This window comes from Flavobacterium salmonis (assembly GCF_903819435.1).
Lineage (GTDB): Bacteria > Bacteroidota > Bacteroidia > Flavobacteriales > Flavobacteriaceae > Flavobacterium > Flavobacterium chungangense.
Genome location: NZ_CAIJDP010000060.1, coordinates 490128 through 507990 on the forward strand (window position 1 = coordinate 490128; position 17863 = coordinate 507990).

General features: G+C 33.3%; 14 protein-coding genes and 1 pseudogene. 9 read left to right on the plus strand and 6 right to left on the minus strand.

Going from position 1 to position 17863, the window contains the following annotated elements:
- Positions 1-6 precede the first annotated feature (6 nt).
- A complete protein-coding gene (locus FLACHUCJ7_RS06890; protein ID WP_180908386.1) occupies positions 7-396 on the plus strand; it encodes an SPOR domain-containing protein in 390 nt (129 codons plus the stop codon).
- A gap of 667 nt (positions 397-1063) precedes the next feature.
- On the opposite strand, the pseudogene tnpA reads toward FLACHUCJ7_RS06890, so the two are convergent.
- From tnpA to rimP, 4 genes and pseudogenes are all read right to left on the minus strand, one after another.
- A pseudogene (tnpA, locus tag FLACHUCJ7_RS25310) lies at positions 1064-1300 on the minus strand (IS200/IS605 family transposase); the annotation flags it as partial.
- Positions 1301-1421: 121 nt separating this feature from the next.
- The gene (infB, locus tag FLACHUCJ7_RS06900) at positions 1422-4307 is read right to left on the minus strand and encodes a translation initiation factor IF-2 (RefSeq protein ID WP_078227249.1); all 2886 of its coding nucleotides are present in this window, start codon (positions 4305-4307) and stop codon (positions 1422-1424) included.
- Positions 4308-4357: 50 nt separating this feature from the next.
- Positions 4358-5611, minus strand: coding sequence for a transcription termination factor NusA (nusA, locus tag FLACHUCJ7_RS06905; protein WP_017498147.1), 1254 nt, complete (start codon positions 5609-5611; stop codon positions 4358-4360).
- A 13-nt stretch (positions 5612-5624) separates the two neighbouring features.
- Positions 5625-6089 (minus strand): ribosome assembly cofactor RimP, encoded by a 465-nt coding sequence (gene rimP / locus FLACHUCJ7_RS06910; RefSeq protein ID WP_180908387.1) that lies wholly within the window; start codon positions 6087-6089, stop codon positions 5625-5627.
- A 174-nt stretch (positions 6090-6263) separates the two neighbouring features.
- Here rimP and FLACHUCJ7_RS06915 point away from each other — a divergent pair, with 174 nt between their 5' ends.
- On the plus strand, positions 6264-7088 hold the full coding sequence (locus FLACHUCJ7_RS06915; protein ID WP_180908388.1) for a universal stress protein: 825 nt from the start codon (positions 6264-6266) through the stop codon (positions 7086-7088).
- Positions 7089-7139: 51 nt separating this feature from the next.
- Here the strand turns inward: FLACHUCJ7_RS06915 and FLACHUCJ7_RS06920 are convergent, their stop codons facing one another.
- On the minus strand, positions 7140-8168 hold the full coding sequence (locus FLACHUCJ7_RS06920; protein WP_180908389.1) for a LacI family DNA-binding transcriptional regulator: 1029 nt from the start codon (positions 8166-8168) through the stop codon (positions 7140-7142).
- 361 nt (positions 8169-8529) lie between these two features.
- Between FLACHUCJ7_RS06920 and rplM the strand changes: the two genes are divergently transcribed.
- From rplM to tsf, 4 genes are all read left to right on the plus strand, one after another.
- Positions 8530-8985 (plus strand): 50S ribosomal protein L13, encoded by a 456-nt coding sequence (rplM, locus tag FLACHUCJ7_RS06925; protein ID WP_031454410.1) that lies wholly within the window; start codon positions 8530-8532, stop codon positions 8983-8985.
- Positions 8985-9371, plus strand: a complete 387-nt coding sequence (rpsI, locus tag FLACHUCJ7_RS06930; RefSeq protein ID WP_078227245.1) for a 30S ribosomal protein S9 — start codon at positions 8985-8987, stop codon at positions 9369-9371. Before rplM ends, rpsI begins: the two co-directional genes overlap by 1 nt.
- 176 nt (positions 9372-9547) lie before the next feature.
- Positions 9548-10324 (plus strand): 30S ribosomal protein S2, encoded by a 777-nt coding sequence (rpsB, locus tag FLACHUCJ7_RS06935; protein WP_180908390.1) that lies wholly within the window; start codon positions 9548-9550, stop codon positions 10322-10324.
- 138 nt (positions 10325-10462) lie between these two features.
- Positions 10463-11425 carry a translation elongation factor Ts gene (tsf, locus tag FLACHUCJ7_RS06940; RefSeq protein WP_078227243.1) on the plus strand — a complete coding sequence of 321 codons (963 nt, stop codon included), beginning with the start codon at positions 10463-10465 and terminating at the stop codon, positions 11423-11425.
- Positions 11426-11487: 62 nt separating this feature from the next.
- Here the strand turns inward: tsf and FLACHUCJ7_RS06945 are convergent, their stop codons facing one another.
- Positions 11488-12519 (minus strand): LacI family DNA-binding transcriptional regulator, encoded by a 1032-nt coding sequence (locus FLACHUCJ7_RS06945; RefSeq protein ID WP_180908391.1) that lies wholly within the window; start codon positions 12517-12519, stop codon positions 11488-11490.
- 156 nt (positions 12520-12675) lie between these two features.
- On the opposite strand from FLACHUCJ7_RS06945, the gene FLACHUCJ7_RS06950 reads away from it, so the two are divergent.
- From FLACHUCJ7_RS06950 to FLACHUCJ7_RS06960, 3 genes are all read left to right on the plus strand, one after another.
- The gene (locus tag FLACHUCJ7_RS06950; RefSeq protein WP_180908392.1) at positions 12676-15300 is read left to right on the plus strand and encodes a TonB-dependent receptor domain-containing protein; all 2625 of its coding nucleotides are present in this window, start codon (positions 12676-12678) and stop codon (positions 15298-15300) included.
- A gap of 84 nt (positions 15301-15384) precedes the next feature.
- Positions 15385-16680 (plus strand): MFS transporter, encoded by a 1296-nt coding sequence (locus tag FLACHUCJ7_RS06955; RefSeq protein WP_180908393.1) that lies wholly within the window; start codon positions 15385-15387, stop codon positions 16678-16680.
- A 4-nt stretch (positions 16681-16684) separates the two neighbouring features.
- A complete protein-coding gene (locus tag FLACHUCJ7_RS06960; RefSeq protein ID WP_078227233.1) occupies positions 16685-17863 on the plus strand; it encodes a glycoside hydrolase 100 family protein in 1179 nt (392 codons plus the stop codon).

Genomic DNA, 17863 nt, shown 5'->3' on the forward strand with positions numbered 1-17863 from the left:
CACATTATGAGAATTTTAACCCCTTCAAAAAAGATTTTACTATCAATATCCATGTTTGGTTTAACCTATAATATTAATGCTCAAGACCAAAACATTACCTTAAATCAAGACTCTAAATTTGAGCAATTATTGAATGATAAGCGTAAAATTAACACGACAATTAGTACCAACGAAACATACAAAATTCAAATTTTCAGTGGCAAAAGCGAGGAAGCAAAAAAAACATTATCGAATTTTAAAAGAGAATTCAACTCAATTGACGGCACTATAATTTTCAATACTCCCAACTATAAAGTTATAGTTGGAAATTTCAAAACCAGAATTGAAGCTGAACGAAATTTGGAAGAAATTAAAAAAAAATACAAAAGCGTTTTCCTTGTTAAACCAAATAAATAGAATTCAAAAAAACTAAAAAAGGATTACTTTTTAAGTAATACTTTTTTTTGCGTATTCAAGGTAAGTCTAACCATCAATATAAGTAGATTTCAGCATCAAATTTTCTTAATTTTTCTTTATATATAAAGCATACTCCTTTTCGACATTAAACTCAAATAATAACTTTATATCATGATACCATGATTGCTTTATAAACTTTCGAATGTTAATTTCATTCTTGCATTTACATGTTAAAATTATTTTTTAAACTTTTCTAATAGACAATTTTTACAGCAGACATAACCATAGATCATAGCACCTTAATTAAAAATTTTAGCTTAGTAAGTTGTTACTTTTAAACAATATTCATCCTCTATCTAAATAACACATAAATAGTACTAATATTTTTTTAGCTACATTTTAAAACTCGCACTATTTTTTTTATCCACATTATCTCAAAGTTTATTTTTGAAGAAATTAAAAACTAATCAAGAAACAACGAGCATTTAATGTGATTTTACACAAAGTGATATCAACTTCCCTATATCCAATAATATTTAATTTCAAATTCTTTAAAGCCACTATTTTGAGAAGACCAGCTTTCATTGATTTACTAATAATTTCTCACTCCCTAAACAACCTATCAATCCTAATACATATTGCTTTATTACTTAAAAAATCAAAAAAATATTATACAACTAACATTATGCTTTGGAGCGTATTCGATATGCATGTGAACATGGTCTGAACTAACACCCCCTTTTAAAATTTCAATTCCTTCAGCTTGACAGATTTTGATCAAGATATCACGGCAACGCTTTTGAATATCTCCTTTCAAAATTTTAAACTTATATTTAGTAACCCAAACAACATGAAATGTTAATCAGCTTACTGCGTGCGAACCTTTCCTTAGATCTGTACTCATAATCTAATGATAAAGATTTTTTCGCATTACTAAAGTACTTTAATAAATTGAAGGGGGTTACCCGCCAATAAGACCAATAAAAAAGTCCCAATTTTCATTGGGACTTTTTTATTATTAAATTTTATTTCAATTTCTTTTTGATTGCTACTTCATGGTAAGCTTCAATAACATCTCTTTCTTCGATGTCGTTGTAACCTTTAATCTGAATACCACAATCATAACCTTTAGACACTTCTTTCACATCATCTTTAAAACGTTTCAAGGCTACAAGTTCACCTGTATGCACTACTACTCCTTCTCTGATAACTCTAATCTTAGAAGTTCTCATAATCTTACCATCCATTACCATACAACCAGCAATTGAACCCACTTTAGAAATTTTGAAAATCTCACGAATTTCAGCAGTCCCTAAGATTTCTTCTTTCATCTCTGGAGCTAACATTCCTTCCATCGCATCTTTCAAGTCATCGATAGCAGCATAAATAATAGAATAGTAACGAATATCAATTTCTTCTTTATCAGCCAGCTGTCTTGCATTTCCTGCAGGACGAACGTTAAATCCGATAATAATCGCATCAGAAGCCGAAGCCAACATAACGTCAGTCTCAGTAATTGCTCCAACACCTTTATGAATAATATTAATTTGAACTTCTTCTGTAGAAAGTTTTGAGAACGAATCTGATAATGCTTCAACAGATCCATCAACGTCTCCTTTAAGGATCACATTCAATTCTTTAAACTGACCAAGCGCAATACGACGACCAATTTCGTCAAGCGTAATATGTCTTTGTGTACGTACTGATTGTTCACGCATCAATTGAGAACGTTTTGATGCAATTTGTTTTGCTTCTTTTTCGTCTTCAAAAACGTTAAACTTATCACCCGCAGTGGCCGCACCATCTAAACCTAATACTGATACCGGTGTTGAAGGTCCTGCCTCTTTTACGATATGCCCACGTTCGTCATGCATAGCTTTAATCTTACCATGATGCTTACCTGCTAACATATAGTCTCCAACTTTTAAAGTTCCATGTTGAACTAAGATTGTAGAAACATATCCTTTTCCTTTATCTAAGAAAGCCTCAACTACAGTTCCCTGTGCTGCTTTATTTGGATTCGATTTTAAATCTAAAATTTCAGCCTCTAATAAAACTTTTTCCAATAATTCTTTTACCCCTGTTCCCACTTTTGCAGAAATATCATGTGACTGAATTTTTCCACCCCAATCTTCAACAAGTAAATTCATCCCAGCCAAACGCTCTTTGATTTTCTCAACATTCGCATTTGGCTTATCAATTTTATTGATTGCAAATATAATTGGCACTCCTGCAGCTTGTGCGTGAGAGATTGCCTCTTTTGTTTGTGGCATGATATCATCATCCGCCGCTACAACAATAATTGCGATATCGGTAACCTGAGCTCCACGTGCACGCATAGCGGTAAACGCCTCGTGACCCGGTGTATCTAAGAATGCGATCTTTTGACCATTATCCAAAGTTACTCCATAAGCTCCAATATGCTGTGTAATTCCACCCGACTCACCAGCGATAACATTTTCTTTACGAATATAATCCAGTAAAGATGTTTTACCGTGATCGACGTGCCCCATTACAGTAACAATCGGTGCTCTAACTACTAAATCTTCTTCTTTATCTTCAACTACTTCAATCGCATCTTCGATATCAACTGTAATAAACTCAACTTCGTAACCAAATTCATCAGCTACAATAGTTAATGTTTCAGCATCTAAACGCTGGTTCATGGTAACCATGATTCCAAGTGACATACAAGTTCCAATTACCTTGGTAATAGGCACATCCATCATGATTGCAATTTCACCTACGGTAACAAACTCAGTAACTTTAATAGTTTTACTTCCTTCATCAAGTGCTCTTTGCTCTTCATCAGATTTCTGACGGTGCGTATCTCTTTTATCTCTTCTATATTTAGCAGCTTTTGATTTACCACCTTTCCCTTGAAGTTTTTCAAGAGTTTCTCTAATTTGGTTTTTTACTTCCTCTTCAGTAGGCTCTACTTTAGCTACAATAGCAGGGCGATTTCCTTTTACAAAACCAGGTCTCGCACTTCTGTTAGCATTAAAACCTCCTCCTGTTCCACCCGCATTTGGTGTTATTTTGTTAGGATTTGGAGTTCCTGGCGCATTACCTGTTGCAGGTCTTGGTGTACCAGGAGTACCTGGTTTAGGAACAATCCTCTTACGCTTATTTTTATTAGCATTATTGTTTGCTCCAGGAGCACCCGGTTTATTTGGTGTTATCTTTGGATCCTCTTTCTTTTTCTTCGGTTTGTTGAATTGAGACAAATCAATTGTTTGTCCTGTAAGAGTCGTTCCTGATAATTTTTGATATTGTGTAGTGATAATCTCTTCTGCAGTTTCTGGATCAGTTGCAACAACTGGTTCTTTAGCTGTTTTAGAAACATCAACTTTTACTTCTTTTTTCTCAGTAATAATAGGTTTTTCTACCTTTTTCTCTTCAGAAACTACAGCATCAGAAACTGGCTCTGACTGTACAGTCTCTTTCTGAACTGGTTTTTCTGTTTGAACAGGAGGAGTAACGACAGCTTTTGGTTCCTCAACTTTAGCAGTCTCTTCGGGTACCGAAACAGCAGCAGGTTTTTTGGGGTTCAAATCAATTTTACCAACCTGAACAGGGCCTGTTACAACAGCTCTCGCTTTTATAATCTCTTGCTGTTTTAGGCGTTCCTCATCTTGTCTGCGTTTGTCTTCAATTTCTTTCTCACGCTCTACACGAAGTGCTTCTTTTTCTTTTCTTTTTTCTTCTCCAACTTCTTTAGAAGCTTCCTTATTCCCCTTATCGCCCGCAAATTGGCTTTGTAGGATATTAAATTCGCTATCAGAAATTTTTGCATTCGGATTTGCATCAATAGCAATTCCCTTATCTTTTAGATAATCAACAGCCCTTTCTAACGAAATATTTAATTCCCTTAAAACCTTGTTTATTCTTATTACTCTCTCTTCAGACATATAACCTTTTTATTATTACCTTTTTCGTTGTGTTGTTAGAGCAGATACAACTAGCTATCAAACTCTTCTTTTAGTATTTTCATAACATCAAGAATTGTTTCCTCTTCTAAATCTGTTCTCCTTACTAAATCTTCTACTTCTTGTTTTAAAATACTTTTTGCAGTATCTAAACCTATTTTAGCAAATTCTTCTATTACCCAACCTTCAATTTCATCTGAAAACTCTGTTAATTCAACATCATCTTCATCTGCAGTTGCACCGGCAACATCTCCTTCACGAATTACATCTAATTCGTAACCCGTTAACTGACCCGCCAATTTAATATTATGACCTCCTCTACCAATTGCTTTAGAAACTTCTTCTAATTTCAAGAAAACTTCAGCTCTTTTGTTTTCTTCATCAATTTTGATCGAAGAAACTTTAGCAGGACTCAATGCTCTTGTAATGAACAATTGAATATTATTTGTGTAGTTAATTACATCAATGTTTTCGTTTCCTAACTCACGAACAATTCCATGAATACGAGATCCCTTCATACCAACACAAGCTCCAACCGGATCGATTCTGTCATCATAAGAATCTACCGCTACTTTTGCTTTTTCACCAGGAATACGAACTACATTTTTAACTGTAATCAATCCGTCGAACACTTCCGGAATTTCTTGTTCAAATAATTTTTCTAAAAACTTCTCAGAAGTTCTAGACATAATAATTTGAGGTTTATTACCTTTTAATTCAACGCTTTCAATGATTCCACGAACGTTATCTCCTTTACGGAAAAAGTCAGATGGAATTTGTTTTTCCTTTGGAAGCACAATTTCATTTCCTTCATCATCAACTAAGATAACTACTCTAGGACGTACGTGATGCACTTCTGCAGTATAAATATCACCAATAATATCTTTAAATTGCTTGTAAAGATTAGTATTATCGTGTTCGTGAATTTTAGATATTAAGTTTTGACGCAAAGCCAAAATAGCTCTTCTTCCTAAATCAATTAATTTAACTTCTTCAGAAACTTCTTCTCCAATTTCAAAATCCGCTTCAATCATTCTTGCTTCAGTCAAAGTAATTTCTTCATTTTCAAAATCAAGATCTTCGTCAGCAACAATTACTCTTCTTCTCCATATCTCCATATCTCCTTTGTCAGGATTTATAATGATATCAAAGTTATCATCAGAACCGTATTTTTTCTTTAGTGCATTTCTAAACACGTCTTCTAAAATTGCCATAAGCGTTACACGATCAATAAGTTTATTATCTTTAAACTCTGAGAATGAATCGATTAATGCTAAATTTTCCATGCGAATTCTTTAATTAAAATGTTACTGTAACAATTGCCTCTTTAATTTCTGTATAAGGTATTTGTTGCTCTTTTTGAACTGTTTCTTTTCCTTTTCCTACTTTTTTCGGTTCTCTTGCTTCCCAAGACAAAATTATAAAAACATCGTTAGCTTCTACTAATTCTGCTTCAATTTTTTCACTATTTGTAGTAACAATCAATGTTCTACCAATATTTTTTATATATTGTCTTGTAAATTTCAATGGCGAACCTACTCCAACAGATGCAACTTCAAGAGAAAAATCCTGTTCTTCACGATCCAGATTATTCTCAATTGCACGACTAATATCGATACAATCCTGAAGTGCTACTCCATTATCCCCATCTAAACCTACACTAATTTTAAAAGAATCAGAAATACTTAAATCAATCAAAAAGACTGATGGCTTTTCTAAAAGAGCCTCTGTAATTAATGTGTTTACTTTTTCTTTAAATGTCATAATTTTATAAAAAGAGGGGACACTTAGTCCCCTCATTATTTAGATTTTAATAAATAACGGTGCAAATATAGTGTTTTTTTTATAAATCAAATAATTAGATTGGTCTAATAATATTCCTTATCTTTATAAGAGCATTAAATAACGGATTATTCAATAATTTAACCTCAAAAAATTATGAAACGAATTTTAGTCCCTACTGACTTCTCAGAACATGCAGAAGACGCCTTAAAAGTTGCAGCACAAATAGCACACAAACACAATTCAGAAATCATCCTGCTTCATATGTTGGAATTACCAAGCCAAATGAATGACGCAATTACCGGCGGAGCAAGTATTCCCGAAACAATGTTATTTATGAGAAAAGCCAATGAGATGTTGGATAAAATTACTGAAAAACCTTATCTTCAAGGCCTTACTGTAACTGAAATCTTAAAAATTGACAAAACATTCCATGGAATTTCTCAAGTCAGCAAAGAAAACGACATTGATTTAATCATAATGGGATCACATGGTTCTTCAGGTGTTGAGGAATTACTAATTGGATCTAATACTGAAAAAGTAGTTCGAAATTCTGATATTCCCGTTTTGGTTATTAAAAAAGATATTTCAAATTTTAACGCATCTACTATTGTTTTTGCTTCAGATTTCACAGAAGAATCCAAAAAACCTTTTAAAAAACTATTAAACTTCACAGAATTCTTTGATTCAAAAATATACTTAGTTACTATTTGCACACCAAATAGCTTCAAACCAACTCATATTATTGAAAAAGCGATGAAAGATTTTGTAAACGAATTTAACCTTACTAATTATTCGACTCACATATATAATGACACCAATATTGAAAAAGGAATTATTAATTTTTCAAATAGCATTAATGCAGACATTATCGGAATGTGTACACATGGAAGAACAGGCTTCGCTCACTTCTTTAACGGCAGTATTAGCGAAGGCTTGGTAAATCATGCAGCAAGACCTGTTATAACATTTAAAATTTAAAAAACAAATAAAAAAAGAAAACCATTTTAAAATTAAAATGGTTTTCTTTTTTTATTTAGATTTTCTGGTCGACTCTCTTTCTTTCAATTTTGTTTTAATAACAATTGTTTCATAATCAGAAGTCTCTCCTTCACTTTCTTCAAGTCTTGAAATTAATCGTTTAGCCGCAACTTCTCCAATTTCAATTCCGTGCTGACTAACTGTTGTTAAACTTGGAGATAAACGCCTTGATGCCAAAATTCCGTCTGCAAAACCAATTATCGAAATATCTTCAGGCACTTTATACCCTTTTTTCAAACTTACTCTTAAAGCAGCAACTGAATCATTTTCATCCAAAGCAAAAATTCCGTCAATTTTATGATCAAAAATCGCTTCAATTTTACTTTTCATATCATCTTCTGAATTAGTACGAAGAATTATCTTTTCGTTTACCGGAATATTATTATCCTTTAAGGCTTTTAAATACCCATCAGCCCTCAGTTTTCCTACACTCAAATTGTCTACCGAAGAAATCAAGGCTATATTTTTACATCCTAAATTAATTAAATGCTTCGTAGAATTTAAAGCTGAATCAAAATCATCAACCACAACTTTATCACATTCAACCCCGTCAGCAATTCGATCAAACATTACAATTGGAGTTCCGTCATTAATGATTTCAGAAAAATGACTATACTCTTCTAAATTTTGTGCCTCTTGCGAAACAGAAAGAATGAATCCGTCAATAGTTCCATTGCTCAGCATTTCAAGCGTATGAATCTCCTTCTCTAATGATTCATTTGAAATACAAGTAATTACATTATATCCTTTTTTATCAGCTACTTTTTCAATACCACTAAAAACTTTTGCAAAAAAAGAGTTTAAAATATTAGGTATAATTACACCAATTGTTTTGGTCTTACGATTCTTTAAGTTCAAACCAATAACATTAGGCTTATAATTTTTGAGTTTAGCATACTCCTTAATTTTAACCTTTGTTTGCTCACTAATTTCAGGACTATCATTTAATGCCTTAGAAACTGTCGATACAGAAACACCAAGTTCTTTTGCTATTTGTTTTAGAGTTGCTTTAGCTTTCATTCGATTGAATTTTTATGTAATTAATACAAATATAATAGAATTGCCTAAAATAAAACAAAAAAGCCCTACCACTTATTAAAATTATCAAGGTCTTTCCCAAAACTAACATACAAAACAATTAGGCTGCTCTAAACTTTACTTCATAAAAACTTTAACCTGATAAACATTTTTAAAAAAAATAAAAAAATTAGCTCATCTAAACATAAATATTATAATCAATATTTTTATCGTTTTAATTTCAAAACTGACCCCCTGATTTTCAGTAGATAAAATAATCTTTTCAGGTATTTGGATTTAAAATAATTAATTGTACTTTTGCATCCCCTTTATTGGGGATGGAATGTTTAATTAAAATAATATTATGGACGCATTAAGCTACAAAACAGTTTCAGCAAACAAAGGCACTGTAACTAAAGAGTGGATTGTTGTTGACGCTGATGGTCATAACTTAGGACGTCTTGCTTCAAAGGTTGCGATGATCTTAAGAGGTAAGTACAAGCCAAGTTACACACCACACGTTGACTGTGGAGATAACGTAATTGTTATCAACTCAGAAAAAATTAACCTTACAGGTACAAAAATGAATGACAAAATTTACATGCGTCATACAGGTTACCCAGGAGGACAAAGAACTTTAACTGCTAAAGTATTGCAATCTAAAAACCCTGCATTATTAGTAGAAAAAGCTGTAAAAGGAATGTTACCTAAAAACAAATTAGGAGCTGAACTTTTTAGAAATCTAAATGTTGTTGTAGGTGCTGAGCATACTCACGGAGCTCAAAAACCTAGAACTGTTAACCTTAACGATCTTAAGTAATGGGAGTTATTCACAAAATCGGTAGAAGAAAAACCGCTGTTGCACGTGTTTATGTTTCTGAAGGAACAGGACAAATCACTGTAAACAAAAAAGAATTCGCAACTTACTTTCCTACTGCAACTTTACAGTACAAAGTTTTACAACCGCTTTCTATGACAGAAAACGCAAGTAACTTTGACGTAAAAGTAAACGTTTACGGAGGTGGTTCAACTGGTCAGGCAGAAGCTGTAAGAATGGCATTAGCACGCGTTATGTGTGAAGTAAATGCTGAAAACAGAGCTATCTTAAAACCAGAAGGTTTATTAACAAGAGATCCAAGAATGGTTGAACGTAAGAAATTCGGTCAGAAGAAAGCTCGTAAGAGATTCCAATTCTCTAAACGTTAATATTACCTGTCTTGTTCAATTAGGACAAGACATGATCAATTATTTATTGAAATTAAAAAACACAGTTGTTGTTGCTCTCCTATCGAGGTAGGAAATAGTTTAGCATCTAAATGTATAAAGCCTGGGAAACCGCCATTTATGCATTGCTAATCAACAGAACGTAAACTAGTACAAAAATGGCAAACAAAATAGAAGTAAAAGACTTACTAGAAGCAGGTGTTCACTTTGGACACATGACTAGAAAATGGGATCCAAACATGGCCCCTTACATTTATATGGAGCGTAATGGTATTCACATTATCAATCTATATAAAACTGCAGCAAAAATTGAAGAAGCTAATGAAGCTTTGAAAAAAATCGCTGCATCAGGTAGAAAAATCTTATTCGTAGCTACCAAAAAACAAGCAAAAGACATCGTTGCTGAAAAAGCAAAGGCTGCAAACATGCCTTACATCACTGAAAGATGGCCTGGTGGAATGCTAACTAACTTTGTAACTATCAGAAAGGCAGTTAAAAAAATGTCTTCTATTGATAAAATGAAGAAAGATGGTACTTTCATGACACTTTCTAAAAAAGAGCGTTTACAAGTTGATCGTCTTCGTGCTAAATTAGAAAAAAACTTAGGTTCAATCGCTGACATGTCAAGACTACCAGCTGCATTGTTCGTAGTAGATATCAAAGCTGAACACATCGCAATAAAAGAAGCACAAAAATTAAACATTCCAGTTTTCGCAATGGTTGATACGAATTCTGACCCAAGAGAGGTTGATTACGTAATTCCAGCAAATGATGATGCTTCTAAATCAATTGACAAAATTTTATCTTTAGTAACTGCTGCCGTAATCGAAGGTCTTTCTGACAGAGGTTCTGAAAAAGAAACTGAAGTATTTACAGAAGAAGTTGCTGCTGAAGCTGCTCCTGCTGTAGAGACTGCACCAGCAACTGAAGAATAAATCAAATTTTAAATTCCAAATTTTAAATTCCAAATTCCAAATACAAAATTAAAAACGTTATGTTGATAATTTAATAAAATTGGAGTCTGGGATTTAGAAAATGGAATTTTTACTTTTAACATTAAAATTCAAAATATTATGGCAACAATTACTGCTGCAGACGTAAATAAATTAAGACAATCTACAGGTGCCGGAATGATGGACTGTAAAAAAGCTTTAGTTGAAGCTGATGGAGATTTCGATAAAGCTATACAAGTTCTTAGAGAAAAAGGACAAAAAGTTGCTGCTAACCGTTCTGACCGTGAGTCTTCTGAAGGAGCTGCTGTTTCTTTTGTTAATGATGACAAAACTAAAGGAGCTATCATCACTTTAAACTGTGAGACAGATTTCGTAGGTAAAAACGAAGCTTTCGTAACTTTAGCTAAAGATTTAGTTGAAAGAGCTATTAACTTCTCTACTAAAGAAGAATTTTTAGCTTCAGACTTCAACGGAATTACTGTTGCTGAGAAATTAATCGAGCAAACTGGTGTTATCGGTGAAAAAATCGAAATCGGTGGTTTTGAAATTTTAGAAGGTGCTTTCGTTGGATCTTATGTTCACGTTAACAAAATTGCTGCTTTAACTGCAATTTCTGCTGCAATTCCTAACGCAGACGTTTTAACTAAAGATGTTTCTATGCAAGTTGCTTCTATGGGAGCTGATACATTATCTTACAAAGATTTTGATCCTGCTTTCGTTGAATCTGAACTTGCTGCTCGTATTGCTGTAATCGAAAAGGATAATGAAGAAGCAAAACGTTTAGGAAAAACTTTAAAAAATGTTCCTAAATATATTTCTTTCTCTCAATTAACTGAAGAAGTTTTAAAACAAGCTGAAGAAGATGCTAAAGCTGAATTAAAAGCTGAAGGTAAACCAGAACAAATTTGGGATAAAATTATTCCAGGAAAAGTTCAACGTTTCATCTCTGACAATACTACTTTAGATCAAGAGAAAGCTTTATTGGATCAAAACTTCATCAAAGATGACAGTAAAAAAGTTGGTGATTATGTTAAAGGATTCAATGTTGAAATTACAGGTTTCAAAAGAGTTACTTTAGGTTAATCTAAAATATTTTAAAATACAAAAGAGCGATTTGGAAATTTTCAAATCGCTCTTTTTTTTTATCATTTATTTTTCATCGTAGATTCTCGCACAACAACCGTTGTTTTTAGCTCAACTGTCTTGGGCTCAAACACTCTCACCTCTTTACGACAAACTATCTCTTCCAATAACAAATTAAAAGCCTCTACTCCCATCTCATAATTGGGTTGATCAACAGTACTTAATTTTGGGGTAATTACCTGCGATACAAACCAATTACTAAAACCAATTACCGCAAATTGATTGGGCACTTGAATACCTTTCTCATTAAAATGCGCCAAAACACCTACTGCAACCAAATCTGTAATAACAAAAATCCCATCAATCCCCTTGTCTTCTTCTTCTAGAATTTGTTTAGCAAATTCAACACCTTGCTCAAAAGTGATGCTTTGACAAGGATAAACCAATGCAGGATCAAAAGAAATTCCATTTTTTTCTAAAGCTTTTTTGTACCCCAAAAAACGATCAATAGCATTTTGAGGATTTTCAAGCCCCCGAATATGAGCAATTCTTTTGCACCCCATGTCAATTAAATGCTGCACCGCATCCATAGCTGCTTTTTGGTCATTAATAATAACTTTTGAACTAGGGATCAATTTAGAAATTTTATCAAACTGGACAAAAGGAATTTCTTTTTTAAGAATATCTTTGATATGAACATCGTCATTAGATTCATTAGAAAGCGACATGAGAATCCCATCTACTCTTTTATTAATCAAAAGTGCTACTTGCTTTTTTTCTAATTCTAAAGATTCATTAGACTGAAGAATAATTACCAAATAACCATTTTTCTCCGCTTCAGCAATAATACCATTTACAACGCCTGAAAAAAAATGATGTACTACTTCAGGTATAATAAGACCAATTGTTTTTGATTCTTTAGTCCTCAAATTCACGGCAAAACTATTGGGCGTATAATCAAGCTCTTTAGCCAAAGCAACAACAGCTTTCTTAGTTTTATCACTAACATCTGGATAATTTTTTAATGCTTTCGAAACAGTGGTAATAGATATACCTAAAGCTGAAGCTATTTCTTTTAAAGTAGTTTCTCTCATTAAACAAATATCGCAAAAAAAAACTAGTCAAATCGAAAACGTTTTCGGAAAAATCGAAAACGTTTTCGTACAAAAAAAGAATTTTATTTTTTATGATAAAATATACATTTGATAAAAAATGACTAAATAAATTACTAACTAAACAAATAAACCAACATGAAAACAAAAAATTCATTATTTAAAAAAATAGGAATAATTATAACATTATTACTATTTAACATCACTTTTTCTCAAAATTCAACTTTATCAGGAACTGTTACTGATGCAACAGGAGCTGGAATTCCGGGAGTAAATATTACAATAAAAAATTCTGACAAAGCAACCGCTACAGACTTTGATGGAAAATATGTTTTTACAAATCTAAGAAACGAAACAGTAACTATTATTGCTACTTACATCGGATACAAAACAACTGAAATGACCATTCAAATAAATGGCAATACTATTCAAAACATTTCATTAGTTGAAGATGCAAATGTTTTAGACGATGTAGTAGTTACTGGAGTAGTAAACCCTAAAACCAAAATCAAATCCAGCGTTTCAATCACTACCCTAGGAACAGAGCAGATTACACAATCAGCACCAAGATCAACTGCTGAGATCTTCAGAACCATTCCTGGTATTCGTTCTGAATCTTCTGGAGGTGAAGGAAATTCAAATATCTCTGTACGTGGTGTGCCAATTTCTTCAGGTGGTTCTAAATATCTACAACTTCAAGAAGATGGACTTCCAGTATTATTATTTGGTGATATTGCATTTGCAACAGCAGATATCTTTACACGATTTGACGGAAACATAGCTAAAATTGAAGCCATTCGTGGTGGATCAGCATCTACTTTATCTTCAAATTCACCAGGTGGAATTATCAACTTTATCAGTAAAACTGGTAAAACTGAAGGAGGTAACATTAGTACATCATTTGGATTAGACTACGGAAATTTTAGAACCGATTTAGATTATGGATCAAAAATTGGAGACGGATTGTATTTTCATGTAGGTGGTTTTTTCAGAACTGGTGAAGGAGTAAGAAAAACAGGATTCAACAGCAATAATGGAGGCCAAGTAAAATTCAACATTACTAAAGAATTTGAGAATGGTTCTATTACAGTCTATGCTAAATTCTTAAATGACAGAGCCGTAGCTTATATGCCTATGCCAGTAGCTGTTTCAGGCACAAATGCTGACCCAAATTGGAAAAGTGTTGATGGCTATGATGCTACAACTGGTGCCTTACAATCTATTTATTTGACTCATAGTGTTGGGTTGGGACCTGACGGAAATGTGCGCAGAGAAGCTGTGTCTAACGGAATGCATCCTGTTTCAAAATCAATTGGTGCAAATGTTTCCTTTAATTTAGAAAACAATTGGAAAATTACCGATAACATTAGATTCTCATCTAATTCAGGCGGATTTATTGCTCCTTTCCCAGCCGAGTTAGGAACAGCATCTTCTATTGCAGCATCTTTTGGAGCTGGATCAACTTTAAGCTATGCTGATAATGGAGCTGCTTTTAACAATCCAAATGGTTTAGTAGCAAGAATTCACATGTTTGACACTCAATTAAACAATATGGGGAATTTCATGAACGATCTCCGTTTGACGAAAAAATTCGATAAAATAGGCATTACAGCCGGTCTCTTTAAATCCATGCAAAATGTATCTATGTCATGGTTATGGAATTCCTACCTTCAAGAAGTTTCAGATGATAACCCTCGTTTAATTAATGTTAATGATGCTGGCGGAAATTCTTTATCTGAAAATGGATTATATGCTTATGGAACACCTGCCTGGGGGAATTTAGCCCGAAATTATGATACGCAATACAATGTTTCTGCCCCTTATGTTAATATATCTGTTGATGCAACTGAAAATTTATCATTTGAAGGAGGTTTACGTTATGACAAAGGAAAAGTAACAGGTTCATTTGCAGGAGGTGTCTCTACTACTTATGATATTAATAATGATGGTGAAATTTCTGTACCGGAACAAAATGTATTTGCAATTGACAATGCTAATCCAACAGCTGTAAACTATGATTACGATTATTATTCTTATACTTTAGGAGCAAACTTACTTTTAGCAAGCAGACAATCTGTATTTGCCAGAATAAGCAGAGGTGCTTCAGCTAAAGCGGACAGAATTTTATTTAGTGGATTAGATTATTTAGACGGAAATAAAATCAATGCTTTAGACTTTTTAACTCAGGCAGAAATTGGGTTCAAACAAAAATTCGACAAAGGATATGTTTATGCTACAGCATTTCATTCTAAAACAGATGAACAAGGTGGTTTTGAAGCAACTTCAAACAGTATCATTAAAAACAATTACAAATCTATGGGTGTAGAGTTAGAAACTGCTTATAATGTTACTGATAATTTAGATGTAAGAGGTTCATTAACGTACACAAAAGCAGAAATTACTTCAGGTGATAACAATGGTAATCAACCAAGAAGACAACCTAAATTAATGTACAGTTTTTTACCAACTTATAAATTCATGGATAATAAAAACACACTTGGTTTAAGTTTCATCGGTCAAACTAAAGCGTATGCACAAGACTCAAATCAATTAGTTATGAATGGATTTGTAATTGTAAATGGATTTGTAGAAGTAGGCATTGCAAAAGGATTATCATTAAATCTTTCTGGAAACAACCTTTTAGACACCTTAGCGATTACCGAAGCCGAAGAAGGAAACATTACTGAGAACACAGTAAATTATGTTAGAGCAAGATCAATGACAGGAAGATCAATTTCAATGGCACTATCATACAAATTTTAATTAGTTGGTTCATAAATTTAGTTGGTTAACAATTCCTGTACTTTTATCGTACAGGAATTGATTTTAAAACTTAAAAAAGCAATCATGACATTCTCTAAACCCAAGCTTAATTTTTGGCAAATTATCAATATGAATGTCGGCTTTTTTGGCATCCAATATAGTTTTGGTTTGCAACAAAGTGCCGTAAATCCTATTTATGATTTTCTACACGCCAGTCCAGATCAAATTCCGCTATTAAATTTAGCAGGACCACTAACAGGACTATTGATTCAACCGATAATTGGAGCAATGAGCGACAAAACCTGGCATCCAAGATGGGGACGCAGAAAACCATATTTTTTTATTGGTGCTATTATTTGTAGCATTGCCTTATTTCTTTTTCCATTTAGTAGTTCATTATGGATGGCGGCTGGTTTGCTTTGGATTTTAGATGTTGGTAACAATACCGCCATGGAACCGTATCGTGCTTTTATAGCCGACACGCTCAATGAAGATCAGCAACCAATCGGGTTTCAGGCACAAAGTTTTTTTACCGGGTTTGGACAATTTTTATCCTACATTTCGCTATTTCTTTTCCCAATTATTTTTATTGGCTATACGGGGCAATTACCTAACTGGATCTATGCCTCTTTCTTTTTAGGAGCAGTGCTTTCAGTAACATCAATTTGGTGGAGTATGAAGAAAACAAAAGAGATTCCGCCAACTGCTGCAGAGATTGAAAAGATGAAATCAGAGCCGTTGAATGTCTTTTCACCTTTTGTCGATATCTATCATGCTGTATTAGAAATGCCAAAAGTAATGTGGCAACTCTTTTTAGTGTATTTATTCCAATGGTATGCTTTAATGTGTTTTTGGCAAAACAATTCAAAAAGTATTGCGCTATCCGTTTGGAACACTACTCCATCTGATAAAATGGGTTATGAAAAAGCTGTAGAATGGATGGGATTGATTGGTGCATTTGGATTTATTGTAACCTTTTCGGTAGCTTTTTATTTGGCAAAACTGGCAAAAAAGCACAGTCCTAAAATGGTGCATTTTATTTGTCTTCTTTTTGGAGCTATTTCTTTTTTATTCTTTCCGGTCATTCAAAATCAGTATCTATTTTTTGCAGTAATAATTGGTTACGGGATTGCCTGGGCGAGCATGATGGGAATTCCTTATCTCATGGTGGTTTCCAATATTCCCAAAGAACGCTACGGAGTTTATATGGGAATCATTAACATGATGATTGTAATTCCAATGATCATTCAAAATGTTTCCTTTGGGTTTGTATTAAAATATTTTCTAAATAATGATCCCCGTTTAGCCATAACTTTTGCAGGTACATTATTACTATTGGGCTCCCTAAGTACATTATTAATTAAAGTAAAAAAACAGTAATATTATGAGTACTGATAGCAATTATACAAAAGCAATTGAATTATTACACAATTCCTCCTCATCTGAAGGTTTTTTAGCAAGTGCGCAAAACATTTCAAATTACAAAAGAGTCTGGGCACGGGATGGTGTAATCTGCGGATTAGCTGCTTTAGCATCAGGAGACAATAACTTGATTGAAACTTTCAGAAAAACGCTGGAAACACTGGCAAAAAACCAACATGACAACGGTACGATACCTTCTAACGTTATGACAAACGACAACAGTACCGAAGTGAGTTACGGTGGCTTAGCAGGAAGAGTCGATGCTGTCTCATGGTTTATTATTGGAATTTGTCAATATGCATTTTACCAAAAAGACCCTTCCTTTGTTGAAAATCACAAAAAAAACATTGAGCAATGTTTAAGTCAGATGGAAGCCTGGGAATTCAACAACAAACACTTGATGTATGTTCCGCTTTCAGGAAACTGGGCTGATGAGTACATTACTGACGGCTATGTTTTATACGATCAGCTGTTGCGTATTTGGGCACTGAGATCCTATAATTATTTTGTGAAAAAAAATGCAATCACTTCTAAAATTGAAAAAATAACACAACAAATTGAAATAAATTTTATCCCCAATTCTCAGGGAGAAAAATACCATGAAAGAGCCTATTATGAACTTCACTTTGATGATTACATGCCATGTTCCTTTTCCCCGGCAGGATACAAAACACAATTTGATGCATTTGCAAATGCACTGGCGTTGCTTTTAAACATTGGTCCGGTTTCGTTTCAGGAAAAAATAATTCAGTATGCTGAGAAAATAAGAAATCAAAGACCATTAAAATTAGTCCCTGCCTTTTGGCCTCCTATTGAGGAAACAGATAGCGACTGGAATTTATTAAAAAACAATTTCAAATATGAATTCAGAAATTACCCCAATGAGTTTCATAACGGAGGCAGCTGGCCAATGGTTAATGGATTTTATGGTTTAGCATTACTCGCCAAAGAACAAAAAGAGGAAGCTAAAAAGCTTCTAAACGCAATAAATACAGCAAATCAAAAAGAGGACTTTAGCTTTTACGAAAACTTTAATACCCAAACCGAAAAACCAAATGGAGTTCCATTTTGTACGTGGAGTGCAGCAGCAGCCGTTTTGTTAAATCAGGGTATTACGACAAATTTCAAATTACTTGTTTAA